This window comes from Corynebacterium sp. LK28, assembly GCF_014335105.1.
Lineage (GTDB): Bacteria > Actinomycetota > Actinomycetes > Mycobacteriales > Mycobacteriaceae > Corynebacterium > Corynebacterium macclintockiae.
The window spans coordinates 1-25,133 of the sequence record NZ_PDGZ01000004.1 but is presented as its reverse complement, the minus strand read 5'-3'; the positions used below and the strand labels follow the sequence as shown (position 1 = coordinate 25,133).

Below are 25,133 nucleotides of genomic sequence, written 5' to 3'. Positions count from 1 at the left end.
CCACGGTATCAAAGCTCAAATTCTTCAAATCCCACACAGGTTTTAGTGATCTGAATTACAGTCGCGGGCATGACATTCGCTTCACAGCACGGCCTGAACGCTCCCCTTACTCCCCTGCGCTTCCTCCAGCGCTCCGCACAGGTTCACTCCAACAAGGTAGCCGCGGTCGACGGACCGCGACGCATCACCTTTGCCGAATTCAACGCCGATGCACAAGCCTTCGCCCACGCACTGATCGCCGACCACGTCGCTGAAGGCGACCGGGTGGGCATCCTCGCCTCCAATAGCTACGAGGCGCTACTAGCGCAGTTCGCCGTGCCACTGGCACGCGCGGTCACGGTGCCGATCAACACCCGCCTAGCCCCAGCAGAGGTCAACCACATCCTCGACCACGCTTCCATCGACGTGCTTATCGGTGAAAAAGAACTGATCGACCCCATCCTCGATAGTGGCGAGCGCGACCTGCGCCGGGCCGTGTACATCGCCGACAAGGAAGGCGTAGAACCCCAGGTTGAAAGGGCAGATACTGACCCGCAGGGGGCGTCACTAGTAAAGACCTTTAGCGCCTACCTGGCAGGGCACCGCGACGAAGAGCCACTGCCCTACCGCGTGCGCGATGAGAACGAGACGATCGCGATTAACTACACCTCCGGCACGACGGGCAAGCCCAAGGGTGTGATCTACACGCACCGCGGCGCGTACCTGAACGCGCTGGGGCAAGCGCACACGCAGCACTTCAACCACGACACGGTGTACCTATGGACACTGCCGATGTTCCACTGTTCCGGTTGGTGCACCGGTTGGGCAGCAATGGCCGTCAGCGCAACCCAGGTGGCACTGCGCGCGGTACGGGGCCCGGAGATGTGGGAACTGATCCGCACCGAGGGCGTGACCGCCCTCTGCGGCGCACCGGCTGTACTGAACACCCTGGTCGACGACGAAAACAAGCGGCGCGTGACGAACCTCCGAGTAGCCACCGCAGGCGCACCGCCGAGCCCGACGACCATCACCCGCTGCGAGAACATCGGAGTGGAGGTCACCCACGTGTACGGCCTGACCGAAAGCTATGGGCCTTTCACCGTCTGCGAAGCGCAGCCCGAATGGGAGGACATGACGGTTCGCCGTCGCGCGGTGCTCAAGGCGCGCCAGGGTGTGGCCTCGATCACCAACGAGGACGTGCGCGTAATCCAGCCAACTGAAAGCCAGGACGAGGCGCTGGTCGACGTGCCCGCCGACGGCGCAACGTTGGGCGAGATCATCCTGACCGGCAACGGCATTATGGCCGGTTACTTCAACGACGAAGAGGCCACCGCGCATGCCTTCCGCGGCGGCTGGTTCCACACTGGCGACCTGGGGGTGATGCACCCCAACGGCTATATCCAGCTGATGGATCGCGCGAAGGACGTGGTGGTTTCCGGCGGCGAGAACATCTCTACGATCGAGGTCGAGCAGGCCGTGATCAGCTACCCTGACGTCTCCGACTGCGCGGTGATCGGCGTGCCGGACGAGAAGTGGGGCGAGCGCCCACGCGCCTACGTGGTTCTGCGCCCGGAGGCCCGCGACGCTGATCAGTCCGCCGTGCAAGAGGCCGTGATCGCCCACTGCCGCGCCCACATCGCCGGTTACAAGGTTCCCCGCGACGTGCGGATTCTGGACGAACTCCCCCGTACCTCCACAGGCAAGGTCCGCAAGAACGCGCTGCGCGAAGAGGCCTGGGCGGGTCACGAGCAGAAGATTAATTAGCCGTTAACCCAGTATTCGCCCGACCTTTCCCTGCCCGCTGCCTCGAGGCCGGCTGTTCGTCACGCACGCCCTTTACCCTGTGCGCTCATGGGCAGTAAAGGTATTTTTTCTCGACGCCGATTCTTCAAAGCACTAGGCTTCAGCGCCGGTTCCGCAGCCTTCGTGGTGGGGCCGCTTGCCAATGCGGGTGCTGCTCCAGGCACGGGTGCGGGCAGTTCCGGCCTGGCCGGTAGTGGTCTCGCGGGCAGCGGGCTGACCGGTAGCTCGGCGCTGGGTTCGGCGAATACGCCGAATATGGCCAGCTCGGCCAGCTACACCCCAAGCAACATCGGTAGCTCCGAGACCGGTTGGGTGATGGGCCGTAAGGGTTCCGGCCCGAAGGGCAAGTTCCTGGCTGGCGACCTGCAGGTCGTGACTGTCACGGAGGATTCGGCGACGATCAGCTGGCTGACGTGGGATGCGAAGGTCAGCATCGCAGAACGCCCCGTGGGCATGCCGACCGAAGGCACGCTGCGCGTGTGGCCGGAGGACAACCCACAGGATACGAAGATCGTGCGCTCGGAGAAGAACACCTTCTTCCACATCATGACGGTCGAAGGACTGCAGCCCGAGACGACGTATCGTTTCAGCGCTTCCTCCCACGGGGTCGAAGCCAACGCGACGCACAATTACTTCCAGGAGAACAAGCGGGCGTTCACCACCCTGCCACGTCTTTCCGGTGACCTGCTGCAGACCGTCATTGTGGCAAACGACGTGCACATGGGCGAGGCACAGGACGGGCTATGGTTCGACGGGTTCCCGCCACCTGCTGTTCCGAACCCACAGTCCGCGCCCTACCCGGAGGTGTGCCTAGACGCAGTGATTCAGACCGCCGAGGCTTACGGAGCCACGCACCTGTTTGTCAACGGCGATGTGACCAGCGAAGCCCGCCCGGCCGAGGTCCGTCGTGCGAAGGAGATGCTGGACAAGTTCTCCGGCACATGGCGCGTGACCCGTGGCAACCACGACCGCCCGCACAAGGCGGACGGTTCCTCTGGATACGAGACTGCTACTCCTTATGGCAAGGAGCACTTCGATCCCTTCGGCGATGTCTTCGAACCCCGGCAGCAGGCCTGGATGATGGATCTGGAGCCCGCGGGCGTGCGCGTGATCGGCATCGATTCCACGGAGCTGGATAAGTCCGGCGGGCGGATCGAGCCACAGCAGTTCCGTCAGATCGAGGGCTTCCTGCGCCGCGATCCAAACAAACCGACCGTTCTGATGCTGCACCACCCCATGACGCGCGAAGCCGGCTGGTCGAACGCCGCCGGACCTGCTTTCATCCTGCGCGACCCGGATTTGATCCGACTGCAGAAGATGATCCAAGCAGCCCCGGGTGTGAAGCTGGTGCTGGCGGGCCACACCCACCGTGCCCACCGCGATAAGCCGGACGTGGATACCCACGCGGTTTTCCTGGAGACTCCGGCGGCGAAGAATTGGCCCACCGGCGCCACGCAGCTGCGTTTTTACTCCGACGGCATTGCCGTGAACTTCCGCCACAACATGGGTGAGGAGGCTCTGGACTGGGCCAGCCGTACCCGCTGGACCAACTTCGGCCTGGCGCCGGAGATTCTGCTCGGGCCGACGGACGCGCGCAACCTAGTGGTGCGCTACTAAGTCGCTCCAGCGCGGCTGGAGCGCGCGGCTTCGCTATAGAACCATCGCCGCGATCCAACCTGCGATCAGCAGCGGAATATTGAAGTGCAGGAACGTCGGGATCACGGAATCCCGGATGTGGTCGTGCTGGCCATCCGCGTTCAGACCCGACGTGGGGCCTAGGGTCGAGTCGGAGGCCGGGGATCCGGCGTCACCAAGAGCACCCGCAGTACCCACGATCGCCACAGTAGCGAGCGGCGAGAAGCCCATCGACGCACACAAAGGCACGTAGATCGTTGCGACAATCGGCAGGGTGGAAAAGCTCGAGCCGATGCCCATGGTGACCACCAGGCCAACCAGTAGCATCACCAGCGCGGCGGCGGCCTTGTTGCCCGCGAACAGATCGGCGGAGGTGTTGACCAGGCTTTCGACCTCGCCGGTAGCCTTCATGACTTCGGCGAAGCCCTGAGCGGTAATCATAATGAAGCCGATCAAGGCCATCATGCGCATGCCAGCGGTGAAGACATCGTCGGCCTTCTTCCAATCAACTGCGCCGGTACCCATGAAGATCGTCAAACCAACCAGGGCGCCGATCAGAAGCGAATTAGCCTCCATATCCATGGACTGCATAACCACCTGCACGGCGAAGGTCGCGATGATCGCGATGATGGAAACGAAGATCTTGTAGCGGGAGATCTCCTCGTCCGATGTGGTCCCGGCATCCGTGATCGGGCGATCCTCGTACGTGCGTGGCTTGCGGTACGTAATAAACACCGCCACCAACAGGCCACAGAGCATGCCCAGCGCCGGGATTCCCATTGCCGACATCACGTTGATGCCGTCAGTGTTCATACCCGCTTTGGAGATGTTAGCCATCAGAATGTCGTTCAGGAAGATCGAACCGAAGCCCAGCGGAATCCACATGTACGTGGTGATCAGGCCGAACGTCAGGATACAGGTGACCAGGCGGCGGTCCAGCTGCAGCTTATTAAAAACGCTCAACAGCGGCGGAATGATCAGCGGAATGAACGCGATGTGCACGGGGATGAGGTTCTGGCTCATCACGGCCATTGCGAGGATGCCTGCCAGCATCAGCCATTTCGTTGCGGCGACGGCGCGACTCTTTGTTTCTTCGTTTGTGACGCCCAGTCGCCCCAAGATCGAATCTGCCAAAAGCTTGGGCAGTCCTGCGCTGGCTACGGCCATCGCGAAGGCGCCAAGGAGGGCATAGCTCAGTGCAATTTGTGCGCCGCCGGAAAGGCCTTCTTGGAATGCCACCATCGTGGCATCGAGGCCAAGGCCGCTAAGGAGACCACCGATAAGAGCTCCGATGAACAGCGCCAACACCACATGCACCCGAAGCAGGGCGAGGGCCAGCATGACGACGACGGCAACGAGGACTGCGTTCATGCACCTTAGAGTAGTGTGAGGGGCCAGACAATAGGAAATCCCAACAGTAGCTACCGTCCGTAGCGCCGTGTCTGTTTCGTCAGGCGGGCTGCAATATTGGCACCGCTGAGCTTTCGCGCCTGCAGCAAGAACTCCCGCCCTTCCGAATTGCGGGTGTACACCGCCCGCATCGGCAGCCCCACGCGCTCTAACTGCCCCACGAATTCATCCACGTTCTCCCGGCGCGTGCCGAGCACGTCAGGCACAGACTGGGCGCAGAAGATTCCGCGGATGTGGAGGTGATGCGCGGGCGTAATCAGATAGCGCGCGTTACGGACTTCCCCAGACAGCTGAGACATGGCGTCCGCAAAAAGCTTCCTTTCGGCGAAGGTCCCGCCGGACAGGCGCACATTCGCCCCGACAGCCCCTTCGTCGACGATGGCCATGAGGTTGCGAGTTTCGATCAAGCCGAGTGCGCTCAGCGTGCGCGCTAACGCCGTGGCCTCGGCCTTCAGGCGCTTGGTGGTATCTGTCAGCTGTTGGACTTTCCGCGTGCGCATTAGCGCCGCAGCGCCACCGAGCAGCGCAAGCACCCCGAAAGCCAGCCACTGTCCCCCGACCGGGAGGTGCGGCAGAACGCGCCCCACCGCCAGCCCGAACATGACCGCGAGGAAGAAGATGTAGCCCAGGATAACGTCCAGGTACGGCACTACTCCGGCCGAGGCGGGCTTTTCAACGTCGACGTGGAACTGCATCTCGTAGGGCTGGCCATCCGGCACATTCCCCATGCCCAATGCCTCTAGCCACTGGTTGCGCATGAGATCCCGGCGGAAGGCTCGGGCCAGCATCTGTTCGTTGGCAGCATCGATGCTGCGGTAGGCGCGCAGGGGTGGCTCGGCGAAGCAGCGCTCGAAGCCGTTCTCGATCACTGGCGCATCGGCACGCGGCGCGACGAAGGCCTCGAAGCGCTTCTGCAGCGAACGCACGTCGTGCGAGCCCAGGACTTCGAGCGACTCCCCCGCACCGACGTTCAGCGCCTGCGCCCCGCTCTGTACCGCCTGGTCGAGCCATGTCCCGCGCCCGGCACCTTGGCTCGGTTCGCACGTTGCGATATGCCAAATGTTCGCGGTCTTATCTGGAACGGCGGGATCCACCCGGATCACCCGGCCGCGCATCTGGTTGGTCAGCATAAACGCCCGCACGGAGCTGGCGATGATGAGCGCATTGGCGCAGGGTGAATCCCACCCCTCCCCCAGCAGGGCGGCGGTGCCCACCAGGATCGTGAACAGTCCTTCCTGGAAGGCGCGGGTAATGGCGGGAACGGATACCCGCGTGCCGCCGGAAAAGCGCACCTCCACATACTCGTCGTTGAGGTTCTTGGTGGCGGTGACTTCCCCATCGAGGTCCACCGCGAAGCGCTTCACCTCGTCCAGCGCCGCCCGCGGGATGACGATCACCGAACCACTGATGGCGGCGATCCTTGCGGTACCTCCTACGCGCCGTCGCAGTGCTTCGAAGATGGGGATGACGCCCACGTGGACCAGGGCATCGTCGCTGCCCACGCTGGACAGGTAATCCCGTTGGACGTAATCCGCGAGGATCACCAGGCGCAGGTTGTCGGACATCGCGGAGACTTCTTCTTCGGCAATGTCACTAACGGCGCGGATTTTGCCCGCGGAATGGGTGAGGATGCTGTTGACCCTCGTCTCCCCGGTGACGGAAATCTTCCCCTTGTTCAGCAGATTGTTGGCCCGCAGAGCGGAGGCCACTGAAGAGCTGGCGCGGAAGAAGTCGGGGTGATCGATGACGAACTGCAGCCCCAGCTCGCCGGCGAGTTCCGGGCGCTTTTCGCTGAGTATCGCCTGGACATGTGGCGCAATCGGATGCCCAGCAGCGGCAAGAAGGATTTTGAGGGCGTAGAAATTCTCCTCGTCGTCGAGGGCCACCTGCAACTGTTCGTCCGTGAGTTGGCCGAGATCCTCCGCCAGTTGCGCCAAAATCCCCTGCCGTTGCAGGTCTACTAACACTTCGTTTCCACGCCGACGCAGCTCGGCGATTTCCTGCTCTTCTGCCTGGCTGGGCTTCGTAACGTAGACGTAGTCCTGATGCGGGCACAGGTTACCGGCGGCCACGAGTTCGGGGGCGAAGATTTCCTCGTCGATAGGGCCGCACAGCTGTTCATAGCGTTGCCATTCGCTGGGGGTGGAATCGTACGGCGGGGTAGCCGTGAGCGCGATGGTGTTGGGCACTGCTTTTCGGCGGCCCAGCTGTTCCATGAAGGCTGTCAGGGCGCGGTGCCACTGGGAGCGCAGGTGGTGTGCTTCGTCGAGGCACACCGTTCCGATGTCGCGGACTGCGTCCAGGATGTCGAGGTCCGCGAAGTCCTCCCCCGTTTCCTCGTCGAGCGCCTGGGTGTATGCGGAGTACAGCGCCTGGTAGGTGATGACCGTCAGGAAGGCCGGGTTGTGTAGCGAGGTGGAACACCACTCCCGCGGGTTCGATGCGCCGTTGTGTTGGAAGTGCGCTGCAAAACGATCGATCCACTGGTCGCGGATAGTGATGGTGGGAGCCAGGATCAGGGCTGGTTTGCCGAGGCGGCAGATAAGTTCCAGGCCGAGAATCGTCTTGCCGGATCCAGGCGCGGCAACGACGTGGATGCGGTGATCCTGCTTCAGGTCATCGAAGCGTTCGAGGATACGCTGTTGATACGGCCGGAAGGTCCCGGCAAAGCGCCAGCTGGGTTGCGGTTGTGTCTCGGGCGCTACCATGCGGGCAAGTCTAACCGATCAGGCACACATGCCCTCCTTGTAGTCAGCGAAAACCTTCGCCTAAATGCGTTCCTACCTCTCCTCTTCCAGACACTGCCCACTAAAACCTTCAAGCTCTTCAGAAGCGCAATATACTATGGACAGCGTCTTTCACCTCGAGCGTTGAAGCTCTATTCACCGAGACAAGCAAACTTGGCACCCAATCAAAGCCGACTCCAGTACATTCCACACAAAACAGACTACAAGGGATAATATGTCACACTTTCACCCATTCTTATCCATCGTGAGCGTCATATCGATAGCAATGGGCAGCGGTCCGATACCCAGCCCTCCGACTCCAATAACATCTGAAAACAAGCCCCCTCTTCCTGAACTAGAAAAATCGATAGAGTACATTCAGTCAGATACCCCCTCCGAAGCAATAAGAATAATAAACCAGAAGGATAAAATCACACAACCTTACGCCCTTTCTCAAAGATTTGGCCCTTGTACACTAATTCCGAGAAATATACACGTGAGAACAAGGACCAACAACGGGGATGCTCGAGTAATTGGATTTAAACCAGTTACCATCTGCAACCAAAAGGTTCAATCCATTCGGCACGAAAGTAGACTAAAGTATAAATATTATTTGTGGTGGAAAGACGCTAGCCTTAAGCACGGAGTCCCCACCCGTTCGACAAACAGAGGCGCAGCGCGACTAGAACAAAAAAATATTGAATTCCAATGTAAAGGTCTAGTCAACACTTCTTTCATCGGCAATACGGTAGGCACAGTAGTCGCCAACGGGGTAACCTATCATGCCGTCATTAATACTGATACATTTCGCACCTCCTGTAGAGCCTGAGGAGGCCCCATGCTTAAAGCTGCATACCCGAGCGTGCTCGCACTCTTCTCTCACCAAAAAGAAACTCTTCAAGAAGACTTCGTCGGTGTCGCACGTAATCGAAAACAAGCAGACGCAATGGCCGAATATGTAGAATCAAAAATGTACAGCTGCTGGATTGAAGAAGTAACCATTAAAGACTGGTATAGGACCCTACTCAGAAAACTCCCTTCCGATGTAATCTTTCTGGTTTTCCGATCTGGACCTGCCCAGGAGGAAGAAAGAAGAGCAGACGATTTTGACCCAGAACTAGTGGGGGCGTTCACTTCTAAGCTAGCCGCTGAACGATGCGCGGTTGCCCTAGATCGGAGGGTCGAAACTGGTAACCCCCTGCATAATAAACTAAACCAGCACCATGTTTGGGAAGCACATTATGGCTTTCTCCCTAAATATCTGAAAGCGGATGGCATTCCAATTCCAGCTTGTTAATCGAGCACGGCAAAACCCCAGCTCATTTCTGAACTGGGGAAATGCGTTCTGTGGAGCCGCCGGGAATTGAACCCGGGTCCTTTGCGACCTCGCCAGGGCTTCTCCGTGCGCAGTTCGCACGTGACCTCTGCTCGACCCTCCAGCGCTCACGAACCAGCCTGGATGATGGGCCCAGTTGCTCGAAAGATGTCCCGCACGGCCCAAGCAACAAAGCCGCGCGGCAAGTCCCTTAAGTCGATGCCAGCTACCGGGTCAGGGACATCCCCGGGCTGACAGACACGCGGTCGCTGTAATTAGGCAGCGAGGGCGTAGTCGCGCTGAGTGTTCTCGGCGCTTATAAATTCGCAGCGACGCTTAAAATCGGTGGTCGTCTGCCTTCACCGGCACGCTTCCCCTGGCTCAATGCACAAAGTCGAAACCAAGTCGACCCCATGATTCCTGCTGCGGAAACGCTTGTACAACAGGAAGTCTAACCTTACACCCGCGTGTGGTGCTGATTCAAGAATCCGTCTGCTCACTGTCCGCCTTGTCACTGTCCTCGTTCTCGCTGCCCGCCTGCTCGTCTTGCCACTTCGCCTTGCGCTCCTTGGACTTTTCGTTGTTCTTCACCGCCATCAGGCCGACCGCGATGCCGATCACCACAGGCACCCATACCTTGCTGTAATCCGCCATGAATGCCATTACACGCAGAATCGGCTCCATCCATTCGGGCATGTGCCAATCCGGCCACGGAATCGAGGGAAGGTTGATGTCCGGCCACGGAATGGAAGGCAAGTTGATGTCCGGCCACGGGATCGACGGCAAGTTGATCTCTGGCCACGGGATGTCGATATCCCAGTCCGGTAGGAAGCTCAGTAGCCACGAAATCAATCGCGAAACCAATGGTCCCAGCACGATCACGGCCAGCGCCCAACCGCCCTTCCCCAGGCCGGTAACTAGCGGGTAGAACCAGCGCTTGAACGGCGACTCCTCCATCGCCTCCCAGCGCTTAGCTGCCCGCGAGCCTTCAGGCGGATCGAAGACCACCACCCCCTCGTCGTCCTTCACCTTGACCTCGATCATCCAGCTATCAAGGAAGTTCGACGTCCACCCCAGGTACGGCGCACTGAGCGTCATCTCACCGCCGTACTTCCCAGCCTTAACGGTCGCGTCACTCTTACCCAGATCAATCTTTTGATTCTGGAGGCTCTTGTACCTCCCGATCGTCACCCCGTCGCGACGCACGAGCAGCTGACGGTTCTTATCGAGGCCGTCTAGTTTCTCCGTCAGCTTCTTGTGGAGCTTCTCGCTGTTTTCTTTTGTGGACGCCCCCTCGTCCCCCACATCACCTTCAGCTCCCTCTTCCGCCTCCGGCTCGGTGCTGTTTTCCGCGTCGGTTTTCTTTTCGGACGCGGGGAAATCAGGATCGATTTCCCGTAGTGCATCCGGCTCGCCGATAAACAGCTCAAGCAGCCCGAACTCGGGGTGCTTCAGGGACCAGTGCTCGACGTCGTCATTTTTCACAGGCCTGAAAATATCAAAACGCGAAGACCCGTTCAATAGGCGCCGCCTATGCGTTACCGCCCCTAGCCCTGGATCCCCTTAATCCGGCGCCCCAGATCGCGCGTAATCTCGAGCTCCTCAGTGCGACGCTTGATGTCCTGGCGCTTGTCGTATTCCTGCTTACCGCGCGCCAGCGCCAGCTCAACCTTCAACTTGCCGACAACGAAGTACAGTTGCAGCGGAACCAAAGTGTTGTTTCCGTCGCGAACCTTGCCCATAAGCGAGTCGATTTCCCGGCGGTGCAGCAGCAGCTTGCGGGTACGGCGGGGGCTGTGGTTCGTCCAGTGCCCCATGGAGTACTCCGGGATGTGAAGTCCACGCAGCCAGACCTCACCTTCGTCGATGGTGGCGTAGGCGTCCACAAGAGAAGCCTTGCCCTCCCGCAAAGACTTAACTTCCGTGCCTACCAGAACCACACCGCACTCGTAGGTATCGATGATGTGGTAATCGTGGCGCGCCTTGCGGTTAGCGGCAACGACGATCTGGCCAGTCCCCTTCTGACCTGTACCTTTTTGCCCCTTCTGGGGCTTACCCTTTTTCCCCTTCGATTTCCCCGAATCGGTGGGAGTGCTCTTTTTTGCTGCCATGACAGCCACACACTACCACCGAGCGCTCTCCCGAGCGAAAATGCTTACGAGCGCTAGTTCTTCACGTACCAGCGCAATGTCACCTGCGCGGTCACCGCTGCAACTGCCATGCCGACCAGCACAACGAACGGCGCGGCCAGCCACAAATCGCTGTTTGTCACGCGACCCACCAACTGCTGGTCGTATACGGCCTTCAGGGCACGATCGACCACCAGCACCTTTGCTGCGAACATGCCACCAACCGCAAGGACGGCACCAACCAGAGCGGCCACCATGGCCTCCAGCACAAACGGAGCCTGGGTGTACCAGCGCGAGGCGCCGACCATGCGCATAATGCTGATCTCGCTGCGGCGCGAGTACGCGGTGATCTGCACCATGTTCATAATCAGGAAGATAGCCGCAATGGCCTGCACCGCAGCAACGATAAACGAGGCGTTGCGGATCGCATCCAGGTTCCGCATCGCTGCCTGCAGGTCATCGCCCTGGTCCAGCACACTAGCCACGGCCGGGTTGTCGCGCAGTGCGTCGATCGGCGCGGTGTTCTCTGGGTCGGCAAGGCGGATGTGGAAGGCAGCCGGCAGCGCATCCTTTTCCGTCTGCTCCACCAGCTGCGGGTCGGACTCACCGAAGAGCTCCGCAAAGCGCTCGTAGGACTGCTCCTTGTTGCGGAAGGTCACGGACTTCACCGCTTCGTCGCCCTCTAGCTGCTGCTTAATGCCCGAGCATTCGGGAGAGGAGCACGTCGGGTCGGTAGCAGAGATCTCATCGTTCAGCTGCACCATCACCTCGATGCGGTCGAAGTAGATGTCCTTCGTCCGCTCCGTCATCGCGCTCAGCAGAAAGCCGGTTGCCAGCAAGGCCAGGGCAATGGAGGTGGTGATGATCATCGCGATCGTCATGGTCATGTTGCGGCGCAGGCCCGAAAACGCCTCACGGAGCACAAAGTTGGTCTTCATAATTGTTTCCCTTTTAACCTCTTAGCTTGCAGGCCGGCGCTAGCGGCCCACGCCGTACATTCCGTATTCGTCGTCGCGCACGAGCTTGCCCTTCGATAGCTCGATCACGCGCTTGCGCATGGAATCCACCGCGACATCGTCGTGCGTGGACATGACGACGGTCGTACCGTTCTGGTTGATGCGGTTAAGCAGCATCATGATCTCGGACGAGGTATCGGGGTCCAGGTTGCCTGTCGGCTCGTCCGCCAGCAGAACAAGGGGTTTATTTACGGACGCCCGCGCGATCGCCACGCGCTGTTGTTCGCCACCCGACAGTTCGTGTGGGAAGCGGTTTTCCTTTCCGTCCAAGCCAACGGTCTTCAGCGCGGCAGGCACCAGGTGCTGAATATCCGAGCGCTTCTTGCCGATCACTTCGAGGGCGAAGGCAACATTGTCGAAGACGGTCTTCTTCGGCAGCAGACGGAAGTCCTGGAATACGTAGCCGATGCGCTGGCGCAACTTGGGCACGTCCCGGTTCTTGATCTTGTTCACGTGGTAGCCAGCAACATGCAGATCGCCGGAATCCAGCTTTTCTTCGCGGAGGATGAGCTGCAGGAACGTCGACTTACCAGAGCCGGAAGGGCCAATCAGGAATACGAATTCGCCTTTTTCGATTTCCAGGGTGACGTTATCCAGGGCGGGGCGCCCGGACGACATATAGCTTTTGGTTACGTTTTCGAAGGTGATCACGAGCACACAGTGTAGCGAAACTAATGATACAAAGATAGTCCAAAGTGACTGCTGTTACTCCTGAGGCTTCGTACGGCTCCGTTGATTCTGGGCTTCTGCTGTCCCGCGGCACCCCAGAATGTAAAGTCGCAACCCAACCCGATTGAGGCGTTTGGCGTCAACAAGAGAGAAGAACCCTTGAGCGATACGCAGACAAAAGAAGAAACTACAAAGAGCAATCAGCCCGGGGGCTTCCTCGGATTCATCGAGAAAGTCGGCAACAAACTCCCCGACCCGTTCTGGCTGTTCGTCATCCTCGGCGGGCTAGTGCTCGTCTCCAGCTTCATCTTCAACAAGCTTGGCCTGAGCGCCACGAACCCAGAAAGCGGCAAGAAGGTAGAGATCGTCAACCTGCTGAGTTCTGATGGGCTCAAGGAGATACTTTCCGGCGTGGTGGACAACTACGTCACCTTCCCACCGCTGGGCCTGATTATTACGGTCATGCTGGGCGTGGCCGTGGCCGAGCATTCTGGCCTAATCAGCGCGGTGGTACGCGCAACCGTCTCTAGAGTCGGACCGAAACTTCTGACCTTCGTAGTGGCTCTGGCAGGTGTGACGGGCTCCGTAGCCTCGGACGCGGTGTACGTGATCCTCATTCCGCTGGGCGCCGTTGCCTTCCGCGCAGTGGGGCGATCCCCGATCGTTGGCGCGATGGTGGCCTTTGCCGCATCCTCGGCCGGGTTTAACTCCTCGCTGGTCCTGAACATCACCGACGTGCTGTTGGGTGGAATCTCCACCTCGGCGGCCCACATCGTGGATGACAAATACCACGTCTCGCCGCTAGCCAACTACTTCTTCGTAGCCGTCAGCGCGGTCGTGTTGGCGCTGATCATCACGGCACTGACGGAGCTGTACATGAACAAACGTACCCAGGAGCTGGTGGACCACGACGAAATCGACTACTCGGAGGTCACCTTCAATACCGGCCGCGACGGCGATGACGCACTCGCTGGGGACGTACCGCAGGAAAAGATCACCGCCGCATTGAGGCTCGAGCCCGACGAGGCACGCGCACTAGGGACTACCGCTATCGTCGCCATAATCATGACGGCCATCTACTTTGCACTGCTGTTCGTTCCGGGATCACCGCTTCAAGGCGAAAACGGCGAGGTGATGTCCAGCCCTCTGATCACCGCAGTGGCTGTGCCCATCGGCGCTGCCTTCCTGATCCTCGGCCTGGTTTACGGGCTGGGTATTAAGTCCATCACAGAGGCCAGCGACGTTCCGGATTTCATGGCGCGCGGTTTGAAGACCCTGCTGCCGATGATGGTGCTGTTTTTCGCCGTCTCCCAGTTCCTGGCCTGGTTCAAGGCATCCAACCTGGGCGATTGGACCGCCATTAAGGGCGCGGAGCTGCTACAGAAGGCGGATCTGCCGCCACTGTTGCTCTTCGGCGCCTTTGTAATCCTGGTAGCACTGGTGAACCTCTTCATTACCTCTGGTTCCGCCCAGTGGGCGCTGATGGCCCCGATCGTTGTGCCGATGTTTATGTACGTCGGGTTCTCTCCCGAGGTCACCCAGATGCTGTTCCGCATCGGCGACTCGCCTTCGAACATCATCACCCCAATGAGCCCGTACTTCGCCCTGGCTCTGACGTTCCTGCAGCGCTACTACAAGAAGGCGGGCATCGGTACCTTGATGTCACTGGCGCTGCCCTACTCCATCGCCATGCTGGTCGGCTGGTTCCTGTTCTTCGCGCTCTGGTGGATGGTCGGATTGCCACTGGGCCCCGGCACCCCAATGGACTACCCGGCAGCGCAGTAAGGACAACACCACAAGCAGCCTAAACCGCCCGCCACCACCCTCGATTCAAACAACAAGCCCCCACGGTAGCCCTAACGAAGTCGGATCGTTAGGGTGGGGAACAAACCCTGCACATCGCTTGGTCAGGGGCTAACAGTGCGCCTTGGCCAACCAATGAAGAATTGAGGTCGGCGTTGCAAAGCCAGGCTAATACTCCCCTACCAGATAGCTCCGATGTCGAAGCGGTGGTCACCAAGGCCATCCACCGCGCCGAACGTTGGCTGGAGATCGAGGAAACCTCGCCCTCCACCAAGCAGCTGGCGGACATGGTGCACGACCCGGACGGCGTGGAGTTCACATTCGCTTTCGTCGACCGCGTGGCCCGCCCAGAGGACAACCACGTTTCCGCCAAGGAGTTCGCAAAGATCGCCAACCCCTTCAAACGCACCGCACCGGTGCCGGGGTTCATGAACCTGGTTGATTCCTTCCTAGTGACCGCAGGGTCCATCGCTGCTCCGATTCTGCCGAACATCGTTATGCCCATCGCGCGCTCCTACCTGCGCGCCACCGTCGGCCACCTGGTTCTGGACGCAGAGTCCAAGGCGCTGGATCGGATGCTGGAGGACTACCGCGACAAGGGCTTCCAGCTAAACCTCAACCTGCTGGGCGAAGCCGTGCTGGGCGAGGCCGAGGCGCAGCGCCGCCTGGATAACACCATCGATCTGCTGAAGAATCCGCGGGTGGACTACGTGTCCGTCAAGGCTTCCTCCGTAGTCAGCCAGCTCAACCACTGGGATCTGGAAGGCTCCGCCGAGCGCCTGAAGGATCGCCTGCGCCCGCTGTACCGCGAGGCAATGAAGCGCGACCCACACCCGTTCATCAACCTGGATATGGAGGAATACAAGGACCTCCACCTGACCATCAAAATCTTCACGGAGCTGATGGATGAGGAAGAATTCCGCGAGCTAGAGGCCGGCATCGTTCTGCAGGCTTACTTGCCCGATACCTTCGACGCACTTCAGCAACTCGCTGAGTTCGCCAAGGAACGTCGCGCCAAGGGCGGAGCGAAGACCAAGGTGCGCCTAGTGAAGGGCGCCAACCTTTCCATGGAGCGCGTGGATTCCGAGATCCACGACTGGCCACAGGCACCCTACCTGACCAAGGCCGAGGTAGATGCGAACTACGTCCGCCTGCTGGACTGGGTTCTGCACCCCGAGCACGCGGACAACCTGCGCATCGGTGTGGCTTCGCACAACCTGTACCACCTGGCGCTGGCCCACGAGCTCTCTGTCGCCCGCAATGTGGAGCACCAGCTGGACGTCGAAATGCTGCAGGGCATGTCGCCCGCCCAGTCCGAGGCCGTGCGTGATGTCACCGGCAAGATGATCCTGTACACCCCTGTGGTGAAGAAGGAAGACTTCGACGTGGCCATCAGCTACCTGGTGCGCCGCCTCGAGGAAAACGGCGCGAAGCAGAACTTCCTCTACGCACTGTTCACCCCGGAGGATGACGAGACCGACATCACCGGCATGACCCCCATGCAGGGCCAGGAGCTGCGTTTTCGCAACTCCGTGCGCGACCGCTGGGATACGTTCGCCGGTCCGCGCCGCACCCAGAACCGACTGGAGGAAGAAGCTCAGCAGCTGGGCTGCCAGTCCGACGGCCTGCCAGGCAACTTCGTCAACGAGCCGGATACTGATCCCACCCTGCCTGCCAACCGCGAATGGGCACTGAAGATCGTCGATCCGTCCAGCGATCCTGGCCCCGCCCAGACCCCGGAGGTTACTGACCCTGCGGTTATCGACGCCGCCGTGGCGCGTTGCCGCGAGGCTTCCGAAACCTGGTCGCAGAAGACCGGCGCAGAGCGTGCGGAGCTGCTGGACCGCGCGGCGGACGCGCTGGCCAACAACCGTTCGAAGCTGATCTCGGCGGCAGTGTTCGAGGCCGGCAAGACCGTCGCAGAGACGGACCCCGAGGTCTCCGAGGCCATCGACTTTGCCCGCTACTACGCGGAGAGCGCCCGCCAGCTGGACCATGTGCGCGGCTCGGTGTTCACCCCGTACAAGTCCGTGGTGGTCACCCCACCGTGGAACTTCCCCATCGCCATCCCGCTGGGCGGTATCTTCGCCGCCCTGGCGGCCGGTTCCTGTGTGATCATCAAGCCCGCCCCGCAGGTGCTGCGCATCGCAGAGGTCTTCATCGGTATCCTGCGCGATGCCGGAATCACGGAGGATCTGGTGCAGCTGGTCAACGCCGACGAGGCCGAGGCCGGTAAGCGCCTGGTCAGCCACCCGGATGTGGAGTCCGTGATCCTCACCGGTGCTTCCGAGACTGCCAAGCTGTTCCGTGGCTGGAAACCGCGGATGGTTATTAATGCCGAGACCTCCGGTAAGAATGCGATCATCGTTACGCCGTCGGCCGACCCGGATTTGGCGGTGGCGGATATCTTCAAGTCCGCCTACGGTCACGCCGGCCAGAAGTGCTCCGCTGCCTCGCTGATCATCACCGTCGGATCCATCGGCAAGTCCAAGCGCTTCATCAACCAGCTGGTCGATGCCGTGCGTTCCATCAAGGTCGGCCCCGGCTCGGACATCTCCACTGTCATGAACGGTGTGATCGAAGCCCCGGGCGACAAGCTGCTGCGCGGCCTGACCGAGCTGGAGAAGGGCGAGAAGTGGCTGGTGAAGCCACGGAAGCTGAACGACGAGGGCACCCTGTGGTCCCCGGGCCTGCGCGATAACGTGAAGCCGGGCAGCTGGTTCCACACCCACGAGTGCTTCGGCCCGGTGGCGGGCATCATGCACGCCGAAACTCTGGACGAGGCCATCGAGTGGCAAAACTCCACCGGCTTCGGCCTGACCGGCGGCATCCACACCATCGATGTGGAGGAAACCGCCTATTGGCGCGAGCGCGTGGAGGTCGGCAATGCGTATGTCGAGCGCGGCATCACGGGCGCGATCGTACAGCGCCAGTCCTTCGGTGGCTGGAAGAACTCCGCCCTGGGCAGCGGTGCGAAGGCCGGTGGCCCGAACTACGTCGCTCAGCAGGGCGTGTGGACCGAAGGCGACCTCAGCGAGCTGGCTGCCGGTACCCTCCCGACCCACATCACCCAGTTGCTGCGTGAGATCCGTGGCCTGGGCTCCCCCGCCCTATCCAAGGACGACCACGTGTGGCTCCGCCGTGCGGCGGAATCGGACGCCTACGCGATGTCCACCGAGTTCGGCGTCGAACATGACAAGACCGCCCTGGTCGTGGAGTCCAACGTGTTCCGCTACAAGCCTTTGCTCGAGCCGCTGCGCGTCCGCGTCTCCGAGGGCGCGAACCCGCGTGACCTGCTGCGCCTGAAGCTGGCCTCCGCGGCCACCGGCACGGAGCTGGATATTTCCGCCAACCCGGAGGTCGCCCGCGAGTGGGGCGAGCTGGGTGAGCAGATGCGTACGTCCTCCGACCGCGACTTCGCCGAGGAAATCGCCATCGCCCAGTCGGTTCGCGTCCGTGCCCTGGGCAATAGCCCAGAGGAGTTCTACGAGGCCGCGGCAAAATCCGGTTCGGTGATCCTGGATCAAGACGTGCTGCCCGATGGCCGCCGCGAGCTGCTACCCATGCTGCTCGAACAGGCGATCTCCACCACGGAGCACCGCTTCGGCTACATCCACGGCCTCACGCCTTAAGGCCCTGGAAGCGCCACAGGCGGCGCCGGGCTGCTGCCCGGCGTGCGCTCCGCGTCGAGCTAAGCCTCCTGTTGCTGCGCCATGCGCCAGCGGATGCCGGCCTCTAGGAAGCCGTCGAGGTCACCATCCAGCACCTTGCTGGGGTCGTTGACCTCGACGTTCGTACGCAGGTCCTTCACCATCTGGTACGGATGCAGCACATAGTTGCGCATCTGGTTACCCCAGGAGTTCGAGCCGTCGCCCTTCAGCGCGTCCATCTCGGCCTGTTCTTCTTGACGCTTACGCTCCAGCAACTTCGCCTGCAGCACTCGCATGGCAGATGCCTTGTTCTGGATCTGCGATTTCTCGTTCTGGCACGTCACCACAATGCCGGTAGGTACGTGGGTCAGGCGCACCGCCGAGTCGGTGGTGTTCACCGACTGCCCGCCGGGGCCAGAGGAGCGGTAGACGTCCACGCGCACATCGTTGTCGTCAATGTCGATGTGGTCGGTCTGCTCCACCACGGGCAGCACCTCGACCTCTGCGAAGGAGGTCTGGCGGCGGCCCTGATTGTCGAAGGGGGAAATGCGCACCAGACGGTGGGTTCCCTGCTCCACGGACAGGGTGCCGTACATGTATTCGCCGTGGATCACGATGGTCGCGGACTTAATGCCGGCTTCCTCGGCGTAGGAGATGTCGTAGACCTCCACCTTGTGCCCGGCCTTCTCTGCCCAGCGGGTGTACATGCGCAGCAGCATCTCTGCCCAGTCGGCGGCATCCACGCCACCGGCGGCGCTGCGGATGTTCACCACGGCTTCGCGCTCGTCATACTCCCCCGACAGCATGGTCGTGACCTCTAGGGATTCGATCTCCTGGCGCAGTTCCGCGCGTTCCGCGTCGGCCAGCTGCACGGCCTCTTTGGCGGCGTCCGGGTCGTCCCCGGCTTCTTCTTCTGCCATGTCGTAGAGCACCGGCAGGTCGTCCAGGCGCTGGCGCAGGCCCGTGACCTTCTTGAGTTTCCCCTGCACACGCGACAGTTCGGAAGTCACCTGCTGTGCGTGGTCCGGGTCGTCCCACAGGGAGGGATCTGCGGACTGATCTTCCAGCTCGCGGGCGCGATCGCCCAGCTCTTTGAGGTCCAGCACCTTCTCGATGGTGGTCAGGGTGCCGTCCAGGTCGCTTAGGTCTGCAGAAACTTCCGGTTGCATAATGCGCAAGTCTACCCGGCGGCATGCACAATGGAATGCATGGCTACTAACGGTAATGATTCTTCTTCCCCGATTCCCGAGGACATGCTGAACGCGATCATCAAGACGTTCATCGTGGCGCATGTCGACGATTCCGACCACCACCTGGCCCAGGCGCTGGTCTATAACGCAGGCCGTTTGGCATGGCGGATGCGTCAGACGGGTGTGGATACGGAGCAGAAGACCTCCGTCAGCGATGTCGTCACGGCTGCCGATCGGGCGGCCGAGAAGTTCATTGCCGACGCGCTGCGCGCCATTCGCCCGGACGATGGTCTGTTGGGTGAGGAAGGCACGTCCGTGGAGTCGAAGTCCGGCCGCACCTGGGTCATCGACCCGGTCGATGGCACATACAACTTCACCACGGGCTCTGATTATTGGTGCTCCGCACTGGCTCTCGTCGAGGGTTCCCCCGAGGATCCGGATGCCCTGCTGTTCGGCGCCGTTCACCGTCCGGCGATGGGCTACACGTGGTTTGGTGGTCCGGATATTCCTACTACTCGTGACGCCAACCGTATCGACCTACCCAATACCGCAGCGGAACTGACCTGCTTAGGTGGCTACCTACACCCCACTGACATCGCGGACGCCACCCGACTGAACAACTGGACTGCCGTGGCTACGCAGTTTGCCACGGTGCGCATGCTGGGGTCTGCGTCCATCGACTTGGCTTGCGTGGCCGGTGGCGAGCTCGGCTGCTGGATGCAGCACAGCGTGGCCAGCTGGGATTGGTTGCCTGGGCGAGCTTTGGTCGAGGGAGCTGGGGGCGTCGCTAAGAAGGAAGAAAAAGACGGCACTACCTGGTTCATTGCCGGGGCGCCCGACGCAGTAGAGCAGGCAGCGGCGGCGTTGCGTGAGGCATAAAAGAGTCACAGCAATCACAACACTCCCGGAAGCCCCGTAGCTTAACTCGAGTCGACTGGGCTATCATGTGCCTCATGACGGACTCGGTATCCACCTATGCAGATGACCTCAACCTGGCGCTGACGCTGGCGGACGCGGCGGACACGATCACCATGGCGCGCTTCGAAGCGAGCGACCTGAGCGTTGAATCGAAGCCGGACCTCACACCGGTCAGCGACGCGGATACCGCCGTAGAGAAGGAACTGCGGGAGATCATCGCCGCACACTACCCGGACGATGCTCTGCTGGGCGAGGAGTTCGGTGGCGACGTCACCTTCGCCGGGCGCCAATGGGTCATCGACCCCATCGACGGCACGAAGAACTTTGTGCGCGGAGTACCCGTGTGGGCCACACTGATCAGCCTGTTGGTAGACGGCAAGCCAGTGGTCGGCGTTGTGTCCGCGCCTGCACTAGGACGGCGCTGGTGGGCAGCCAAGGGGGCCGGAGCTTGGCGACTGTTTAACACCCCGGCAAGCAGCGGAACCAGCGCAGATGCAGCACCGGCAAACGGTGGCTCTGTCGATGGCGGAGTGCCGTCGGCGGGCGCGCACCAACTGGGGGTTTCGAAGGTTGCGAATGTCGCGGACTCTTCCATCGCGATTTCCTCGCTGTCCGGCTGGGCGGACTGCGGCAAGCGCGAGCAGCTGATCAGCCTGACGGATTCCGCATGGCGCCTGCGCGGATACGGCGACTTCTGGTCCTACATGCTGGTTGCCGAAGGTGCGGTCGACATCGCCGCCGAGCCGGAGGTCAGCCTGTGGGATCTGGCCGCGCTGGTGCCAATTATCACGGAGGCTGGCGGGCGGTTCACCTCTCTGGACGGCGAGGATGGCCCGCACGGCGGCTCCGCTGTAGCCACCAACGGCCTGCTGCACGAGGCCACGCTTGGCGCGCTGGCCTAGCCGGAACCTAGACGTCGAGCGCCAGGTAGACGGTGTCGAGGTACTCCTCGATCCCCTCGAATCCACCCTCGCGCCCAAGGCCGGACTGCTTCACGCCGCCAAAGGGCGCCGCGGCATCCGATAGTGCGCCCCGGTTGACGCCCACCATGCCGGCCTCCATGCGCTCGGCAAAGCGCAGGGTCTTCTTCATATCCTCGCCCATCACGTAGCCAGCCAGGCCGAAGACAGTGTCATTGGCGACTTTTAGTGCCTCCTCATCGCTGGAGACACGCTGCACGGCCGCGACCGGCCCGAAGATCTCCTGATTAGCGATCTCAAACTGTGGCGTCACCCCCGTTAGCACCGTGGCGGGATACCAGAAACCATTCGGGTCCAGCTCGGGGTGCGTCTCCCCCAGCTTTTCCAGCGCCTCATTGCCGCCGAGGGCGACGTGCGCTCCCTCCTCTACCGCCTTGGCTACCATGTCGCGAACACCGTCGCGCTGGTCCAGGCTGACCATCGGGCCCATCGTCGACTTCGGATCGGTACCGGGACCCATGACAAACTCGGCCATCTTCTGCACCAGACCGGCCTCGAACTTTTCCGCCAGGGACTCGTGGACGATGAAGCGGTTAGCGGCCACACAAACTTGGCCCGCGCCGCGCATCTTCGCAGCAATCGCTTGCTCCACGGCCTTGTCTACATCCGCGTGTTCCAGCACAACGAAGGGCGCGTTGCCGCCGAGCTCCAGCGACGTGCGGATCGTCTTCTGTGCCGCGGTGGCCGCCAGCGCCTGCCCCACCTCCGTGGACCCGGTGAACGTCAGCTTCCGCAGGCGGTCATCATCCAACAGCACCGAGACGCGGCGGGCCGAGGACGTCGGCAGAACCTGGAATACGCCATCCGGAATGCCAGCCATGCGCCCCAGCTCCACGAAGTAGAGCATCGTCAGCGGGGTCAGCTGTGCCGGCTTAGCGATCACGGTGCAGCCCGCCGCCAGCGCCGGAGCCAGCTTGCGGGTGACCATCGCCAGCGGGAAGTTCCACGGGGTGATGGCCAGCACGGGCCCCACCGGGCGGTGCGTGGTCACGATGCGTCCATTGCCCGCCGGAGCCACGCGATACTCGCCGGTGATCGCCGCCGCCCGCTCACTAAACCAGCGCAGATACTCGGCAGCGTAGGTCACCTCGCCCTTGGAATCAGGCAGCGCGCGCCCCAGCTCCAGAGACTGCAGAGCCGCCAGCTGGTCGGCATGCTCGTGCACCAGGTCGAAGAGTCGACGCAGAATCTCGGAACGATCGCGCGGGGTGGATTCCGCCCAGTCCGCCTGAACCTCCACGGCTCTATCCATGGCCTCCCGCGCATCATCTTCTGTCGCCGCGGCGACATCTGCGAAAGGTTTCCCCGTGGCGGCGTCAATAACAGAAAAGACCTCGCCCGAAGAACCAGCGCACCAAGCACCGCCCAAGAACAACCCCGTGGGCACATCGAAGGACTGCCCGGCCGCGTTCAGGGTAATGCTGAAATCAGAAGGAATGTTGAGTGAAGTCATGGAACCACATATACGCTTCTGCACTGACCACCACGCGCCACCACCTTTTCCACTACGTTGGGAAGAGAGACTTGTAGCAACGAGAGGAGCCCGGCTGTGCCCATGCCAGAACAACGCGAATCTGCACATAAGACGCGGGAATGGAAGAAGCTCACCGAATACGCCGACGCGACGCGCGGCACCCAACTGCGAGAGCTCTTCACTGAGCAGCCGGGGCGCTCCAGCGACATGACCTACAACGTCGGGCCACTGCACGTGGACCTGTCGAAGAACCTCATCGACGAACGTGGCCTGCGCCTGCTGCTGGATCTGGCGCGCGCCCGTGGCCTCGAGGACTACCGCAGCGCCATGTTCGACGGCGAGCACATCAACACCACCGAGGATCGTGCCGTGCTACACACCGCGCTGCGCATTCCGGTGGAGCGGGAGTTTAGTATTCCGGTTGGCGCAGGCGCGGGCGACGGTGCGGGCGACGGCGCAGGCGCGGGCGAGACGCAGGACGTGGCAGCCGACGTTCACGCAGTGCTGGGCCGCATGCGCGACTTCGCCAAGGCACTGCGTTCCGGATCCTGGCAGGGCGTGACCGGGCACACTATCAAGCACGTCGTCAACATCGGCATCGGCGGCTCTGACCTGGGCCCGGCGATGGCCGCCCAGGCGCTGCGCCCCTACATGACGGCCGGCATCACCCCGCACTTCATCTCCAACATCGACCCGGCGGACGTGGCCGGAACGCTCGACGGACTGGATGCGGAATCGACCTTGTTCGTCATTGCCTCCAAGACGTTCACCACCTCCGAGACCCTGGCGAACGCCCACGCCGCGCGCCGTTGGCTGCTGCGCAACCTCGCCGATGCAGGTGTTGAGGTCGAGGGGGATGACGCCATCCGCGACATCACCGCCAAGCACTTCGTGGCCGTCTCCACTGCCGCAGAGAAGGTGCAGGACTTCGGCATCGACACGAACAACATGTTCGAGTTCTGGGACTGGGTAGGCGGCCGCTACTCCGTGGACTCGGCAATTGGCCTGTCGCTGATGGCCGCTATCGGCCCGCAGGACTTCATGCGTTTCCTGGAGGGCTTCCACGAGGTCGACGACCACTTCCGCACCGAGCCGCTGGAAATGAACATTCCGGTACTGATGGGCATGCTGGGCGTGTGGTACACCGACTTCCTGGGTGCGCAGTCGCATGCGGTGCTGCCATATTCCGAGGACATGGCGCGCTTCCCCGCCTACCTGCAGCAGCTGACGATGGAATCCAACGGCAAGTCCGTGCAGCTGGACGGCACGCCAGTGGAGATCCCGTCCGGCGAAATTTACTGGGGTGAGCCCGGCACGAACGGCCAGCACGCTTTCTTCCAGCTACTGCACCAGGGCACGCATTTGGTGCCTGCCGACTTCATCGGCTTTGTGAACCCGCACGACGATGCGGTGGCCGCCGACGGAACCACCAGCATGCACGACATGCTGATGTCCAACTTCTTCGCCCAGACCCGCGTGCTGGCCTTCGGCAAAAACGCCGAGGAGCTGAAGGAAGAGGGCGTGGCGCCCGAACTGATCCCCCACAAGGTGATGCCCGGCAACCGGCCGACCACCACCATTCTGGCTAACAAGCTGACCCCGAATACGCTGGGTGCGCTGATCGCGCTGTACGAGCACATTGTCTTTGTACAAGGCGTGATCTGGGGCATCAACAGCTTTGACCAGTGGGGTGTGGAGCTCGGCAAGAAGCAGGCAAGCGCACTGTTGCCTGCGGTTACTGGCGCTGAGCGTAGTGACGCCGGCGACTCCTCCACCGACGACCTCATCGCCTACTACCGCCAGCACCGGGCCTAGCGGTTAGCTGGGGCGGCTTGCCTCTCGGTTTCCCGACCCCAGCTGCTACTGCCCGGCCTGCCCGGCTCCCGGGCTACTCCCCGGCCTGTCCGGCTCCCGGGCTCTGACCTGACCAGCTCACAGGCGCAGAAGTGCCGATTATCGAGGCGAATGCGGCGACTTTCAGGGGCGAATGTGGCGGCTTTCAGGGGCGAATGTCGCTAGAACGTGAATACGTTATTTCAACTCATTTTCATCTAGACATAATGCCTGGTCAGAGAGATGTGCTCACCCTACGGTTTGAAAACCGTCCGACGTATTCCCGTTCTAACGACATTTGCGGCCAAACTTTCGCCGAAAGCAGCCTGTCGCAACCTCGATCCAGTGCCATTCGCGCCCGAATCTACCCCAAAAGCTAACGATGGTGCCCCGAAAGCTAACGCTGGGGCTCCGGTGATCGATTTCACTTACGAAACCTGCTCCCCCATGGCTGGTTTTTTGACTTGTTTTCGACTTGTTTTGACTACACGAATCCTCCAGAAAGGAATGCTTCCCCATGAAGGTTCGCAAGACTTTGGCGGTAGGCATCGCAGCGGCATCGATCTCCGCAGGCGTAGCTGCGCCGGCACAGGGAGAAGCGAC

The 25,133-nt window shown here is 61.5% G+C and carries 16 protein-coding genes and 1 other RNA gene; 8 read left to right on the top strand and 9 right to left on the bottom strand.

The window, feature by feature from the left end:
* Positions 1 to 69 precede the first annotated feature (69 nt).
* Positions 70 to 1,743 carry an AMP-binding protein gene (locus CRD15_RS01705; RefSeq protein WP_034981122.1) on the top strand — a complete coding sequence of 558 codons (1,674 nt, stop codon included), beginning with the start codon at positions 70 to 72 and terminating at the stop codon, positions 1,741 to 1,743.
* Between the two features lie 87 nt (positions 1,744 to 1,830).
* Positions 1,831 to 3,399, top strand: a complete 1,569-nt coding sequence (locus CRD15_RS01700) for a metallophosphoesterase (protein ID WP_255463687.1) — start codon at positions 1,831 to 1,833, stop codon at positions 3,397 to 3,399.
* Between the two features lie 33 nt (positions 3,400 to 3,432).
* On the opposite strand, the gene CRD15_RS01695 is transcribed toward CRD15_RS01700, so the two are convergent.
* Positions 3,433 to 4,788, bottom strand: a complete 1,356-nt coding sequence (locus CRD15_RS01695) for a Na+/H+ antiporter family protein (protein ID WP_034973429.1) — start codon at positions 4,786 to 4,788, stop codon at positions 3,433 to 3,435.
* A gap of 50 nt (positions 4,789 to 4,838) precedes the next feature.
* Entirely contained in the window at positions 4,839 to 7,535 is a 2,697-nt protein-coding gene (locus tag CRD15_RS01690) for a DEAD/DEAH box helicase family protein (protein WP_187401758.1), read from the bottom strand.
* Positions 7,536 to 8,391: 856 nt separating this feature from the next.
* Here CRD15_RS01690 and CRD15_RS01685 point away from each other — a divergent pair.
* Positions 8,392 to 8,850 (top strand): hypothetical protein, encoded by a 459-nt coding sequence (locus CRD15_RS01685; protein ID WP_141746995.1) that lies wholly within the window; start codon positions 8,392 to 8,394, stop codon positions 8,848 to 8,850.
* Between the two features lie 48 nt (positions 8,851 to 8,898).
* Here CRD15_RS01685 and ssrA read toward each other — a convergent pair.
* The 5 genes from ssrA to ftsE all read right to left on the bottom strand — a co-directional run bounded on the left by ssrA (position 8,899) and on the right by ftsE (position 12,664).
* Positions 8,899 to 9,281, bottom strand: a transfer-messenger RNA (tmRNA) gene (ssrA, locus tag CRD15_RS01680).
* A gap of 67 nt (positions 9,282 to 9,348) precedes the next feature.
* A complete protein-coding gene (locus CRD15_RS01675; RefSeq protein WP_187401757.1) occupies positions 9,349 to 10,353 on the bottom strand; it encodes a hypothetical protein in 1,005 nt (334 codons plus the stop codon).
* Between the two features lie 62 nt (positions 10,354 to 10,415).
* Positions 10,416 to 10,979 (bottom strand): SsrA-binding protein SmpB, encoded by a 564-nt coding sequence (gene smpB, locus CRD15_RS01670; RefSeq protein ID WP_222866354.1) that lies wholly within the window; start codon positions 10,977 to 10,979, stop codon positions 10,416 to 10,418.
* A 53-nt stretch (positions 10,980 to 11,032) separates the two neighbouring features.
* On the bottom strand, positions 11,033 to 11,935 hold the full coding sequence (gene ftsX / locus CRD15_RS01665) for a permease-like cell division protein FtsX (protein WP_034969601.1): 903 nt from the start codon (positions 11,933 to 11,935) through the stop codon (positions 11,033 to 11,035).
* Positions 11,936 to 11,974: 39 nt separating this feature from the next.
* The gene (gene ftsE, locus CRD15_RS01660; protein WP_034969749.1) at positions 11,975 to 12,664 is read right to left on the bottom strand and encodes a cell division ATP-binding protein FtsE; all 690 of its coding nucleotides are present in this window, start codon (positions 12,662 to 12,664) and stop codon (positions 11,975 to 11,977) included.
* 177 nt (positions 12,665 to 12,841) lie between these two features.
* On the opposite strand from ftsE, the gene CRD15_RS01655 reads away from it, so the two are divergent.
* A complete protein-coding gene (locus tag CRD15_RS01655) occupies positions 12,842 to 14,467 on the top strand; it encodes an AbgT family transporter (RefSeq protein ID WP_187401756.1) in 1,626 nt (541 codons plus the stop codon).
* A gap of 173 nt (positions 14,468 to 14,640) precedes the next feature.
* Positions 14,641 to 18,117, top strand: coding sequence for a bifunctional proline dehydrogenase/L-glutamate gamma-semialdehyde dehydrogenase (locus CRD15_RS01650; RefSeq protein WP_187401755.1), 3,477 nt, complete (start codon positions 14,641 to 14,643; stop codon positions 18,115 to 18,117).
* A gap of 59 nt (positions 18,118 to 18,176) precedes the next feature.
* Here CRD15_RS01650 and prfB read toward each other — a convergent pair whose 3' ends face one another.
* Complete coding sequence (gene prfB / locus CRD15_RS01645) at positions 18,177 to 19,304, bottom strand: peptide chain release factor 2 (protein ID WP_034981134.1); 1,128 nt, start codon at positions 19,302 to 19,304, stop codon at positions 18,177 to 18,179.
* Positions 19,305 to 19,334: 30 nt separating this feature from the next.
* On the opposite strand from prfB, the gene CRD15_RS01640 reads away from it, so the two are divergent.
* Together CRD15_RS01640 and hisN are read left to right on the top strand one after the other, a co-directional pair.
* Positions 19,335 to 20,204, top strand: a complete 870-nt coding sequence (locus tag CRD15_RS01640; protein ID WP_034981136.1) for an inositol monophosphatase family protein — start codon at positions 19,335 to 19,337, stop codon at positions 20,202 to 20,204.
* A 74-nt stretch (positions 20,205 to 20,278) separates the two neighbouring features.
* Positions 20,279 to 21,145, top strand: a complete 867-nt coding sequence (hisN, locus tag CRD15_RS01635) for a histidinol-phosphatase (protein ID WP_034981272.1) — start codon at positions 20,279 to 20,281, stop codon at positions 21,143 to 21,145.
* 7 nt (positions 21,146 to 21,152) lie between these two features.
* Here the strand turns inward: hisN and CRD15_RS01630 are convergent, their stop codons facing one another.
* A complete protein-coding gene (locus CRD15_RS01630; protein ID WP_187401754.1) occupies positions 21,153 to 22,676 on the bottom strand; it encodes an NAD-dependent succinate-semialdehyde dehydrogenase in 1,524 nt (507 codons plus the stop codon).
* A gap of 102 nt (positions 22,677 to 22,778) precedes the next feature.
* Between CRD15_RS01630 and pgi the strand changes: the two genes are divergently transcribed.
* Positions 22,779 to 24,512: a glucose-6-phosphate isomerase gene (gene pgi, locus CRD15_RS01625; RefSeq protein WP_187401753.1), complete on the top strand. Its 1,734-nt coding sequence runs from the start codon at positions 22,779 to 22,781 to the stop codon at positions 24,510 to 24,512.
* The last annotated feature ends 621 nt before the right edge of the window (positions 24,513 to 25,133 follow it).

What these genes read in the sequence shown, in the direction of transcription:
- ftsX (WP_034969601.1), bottom strand. Translation starts at nt 11,935, where the DNA reads ATGAAGACCAACTTTGTGCTCCGTGAGGCGTTTTCGGGCCTGCGCCGC.
- CRD15_RS01690 (WP_187401758.1), bottom strand. Translation starts at nt 7,535, where the DNA reads ATGGTAGCGCCCGAGACACAACCGCAACCCAGCTGGCGCTTTGCCGGG.
- smpB (WP_222866354.1), bottom strand. Translation starts at nt 10,979, where the DNA reads ATGGCAGCAAAAAAGAGCACTCCCACCGATTCGGGGAAATCGAAGGGG.
- CRD15_RS01640 (WP_034981136.1), top strand. Translation starts at nt 19,335, where the DNA reads ATGGAATGCATGGCTACTAACGGTAATGATTCTTCTTCCCCGATTCCC.
- hisN (WP_034981272.1), top strand. Translation starts at nt 20,279, where the DNA reads ATGACGGACTCGGTATCCACCTATGCAGATGACCTCAACCTGGCGCTG.
- CRD15_RS01700 (WP_255463687.1), top strand. Translation starts at nt 1,831, where the DNA reads ATGGGCAGTAAAGGTATTTTTTCTCGACGCCGATTCTTCAAAGCACTA.
- CRD15_RS01685 (WP_141746995.1), top strand. Translation starts at nt 8,392, where the DNA reads ATGCTTAAAGCTGCATACCCGAGCGTGCTCGCACTCTTCTCTCACCAA.
- prfB (WP_034981134.1), bottom strand. Translation starts at nt 19,304, where the DNA reads ATGCAACCGGAAGTTTCTGCAGACCTAAGCGACCTGGACGGCACCCTG.
- pgi (WP_187401753.1), top strand. Translation starts at nt 22,779, where the DNA reads ATGCCAGAACAACGCGAATCTGCACATAAGACGCGGGAATGGAAGAAG.
- CRD15_RS01630 (WP_187401754.1), bottom strand. Translation starts at nt 22,676, where the DNA reads ATGACTTCACTCAACATTCCTTCTGATTTCAGCATTACCCTGAACGCG.
- CRD15_RS01695 (WP_034973429.1), bottom strand. Translation starts at nt 4,788, where the DNA reads ATGAACGCAGTCCTCGTTGCCGTCGTCGTCATGCTGGCCCTCGCCCTG.
- CRD15_RS01705 (WP_034981122.1), top strand. Translation starts at nt 70, where the DNA reads ATGACATTCGCTTCACAGCACGGCCTGAACGCTCCCCTTACTCCCCTG.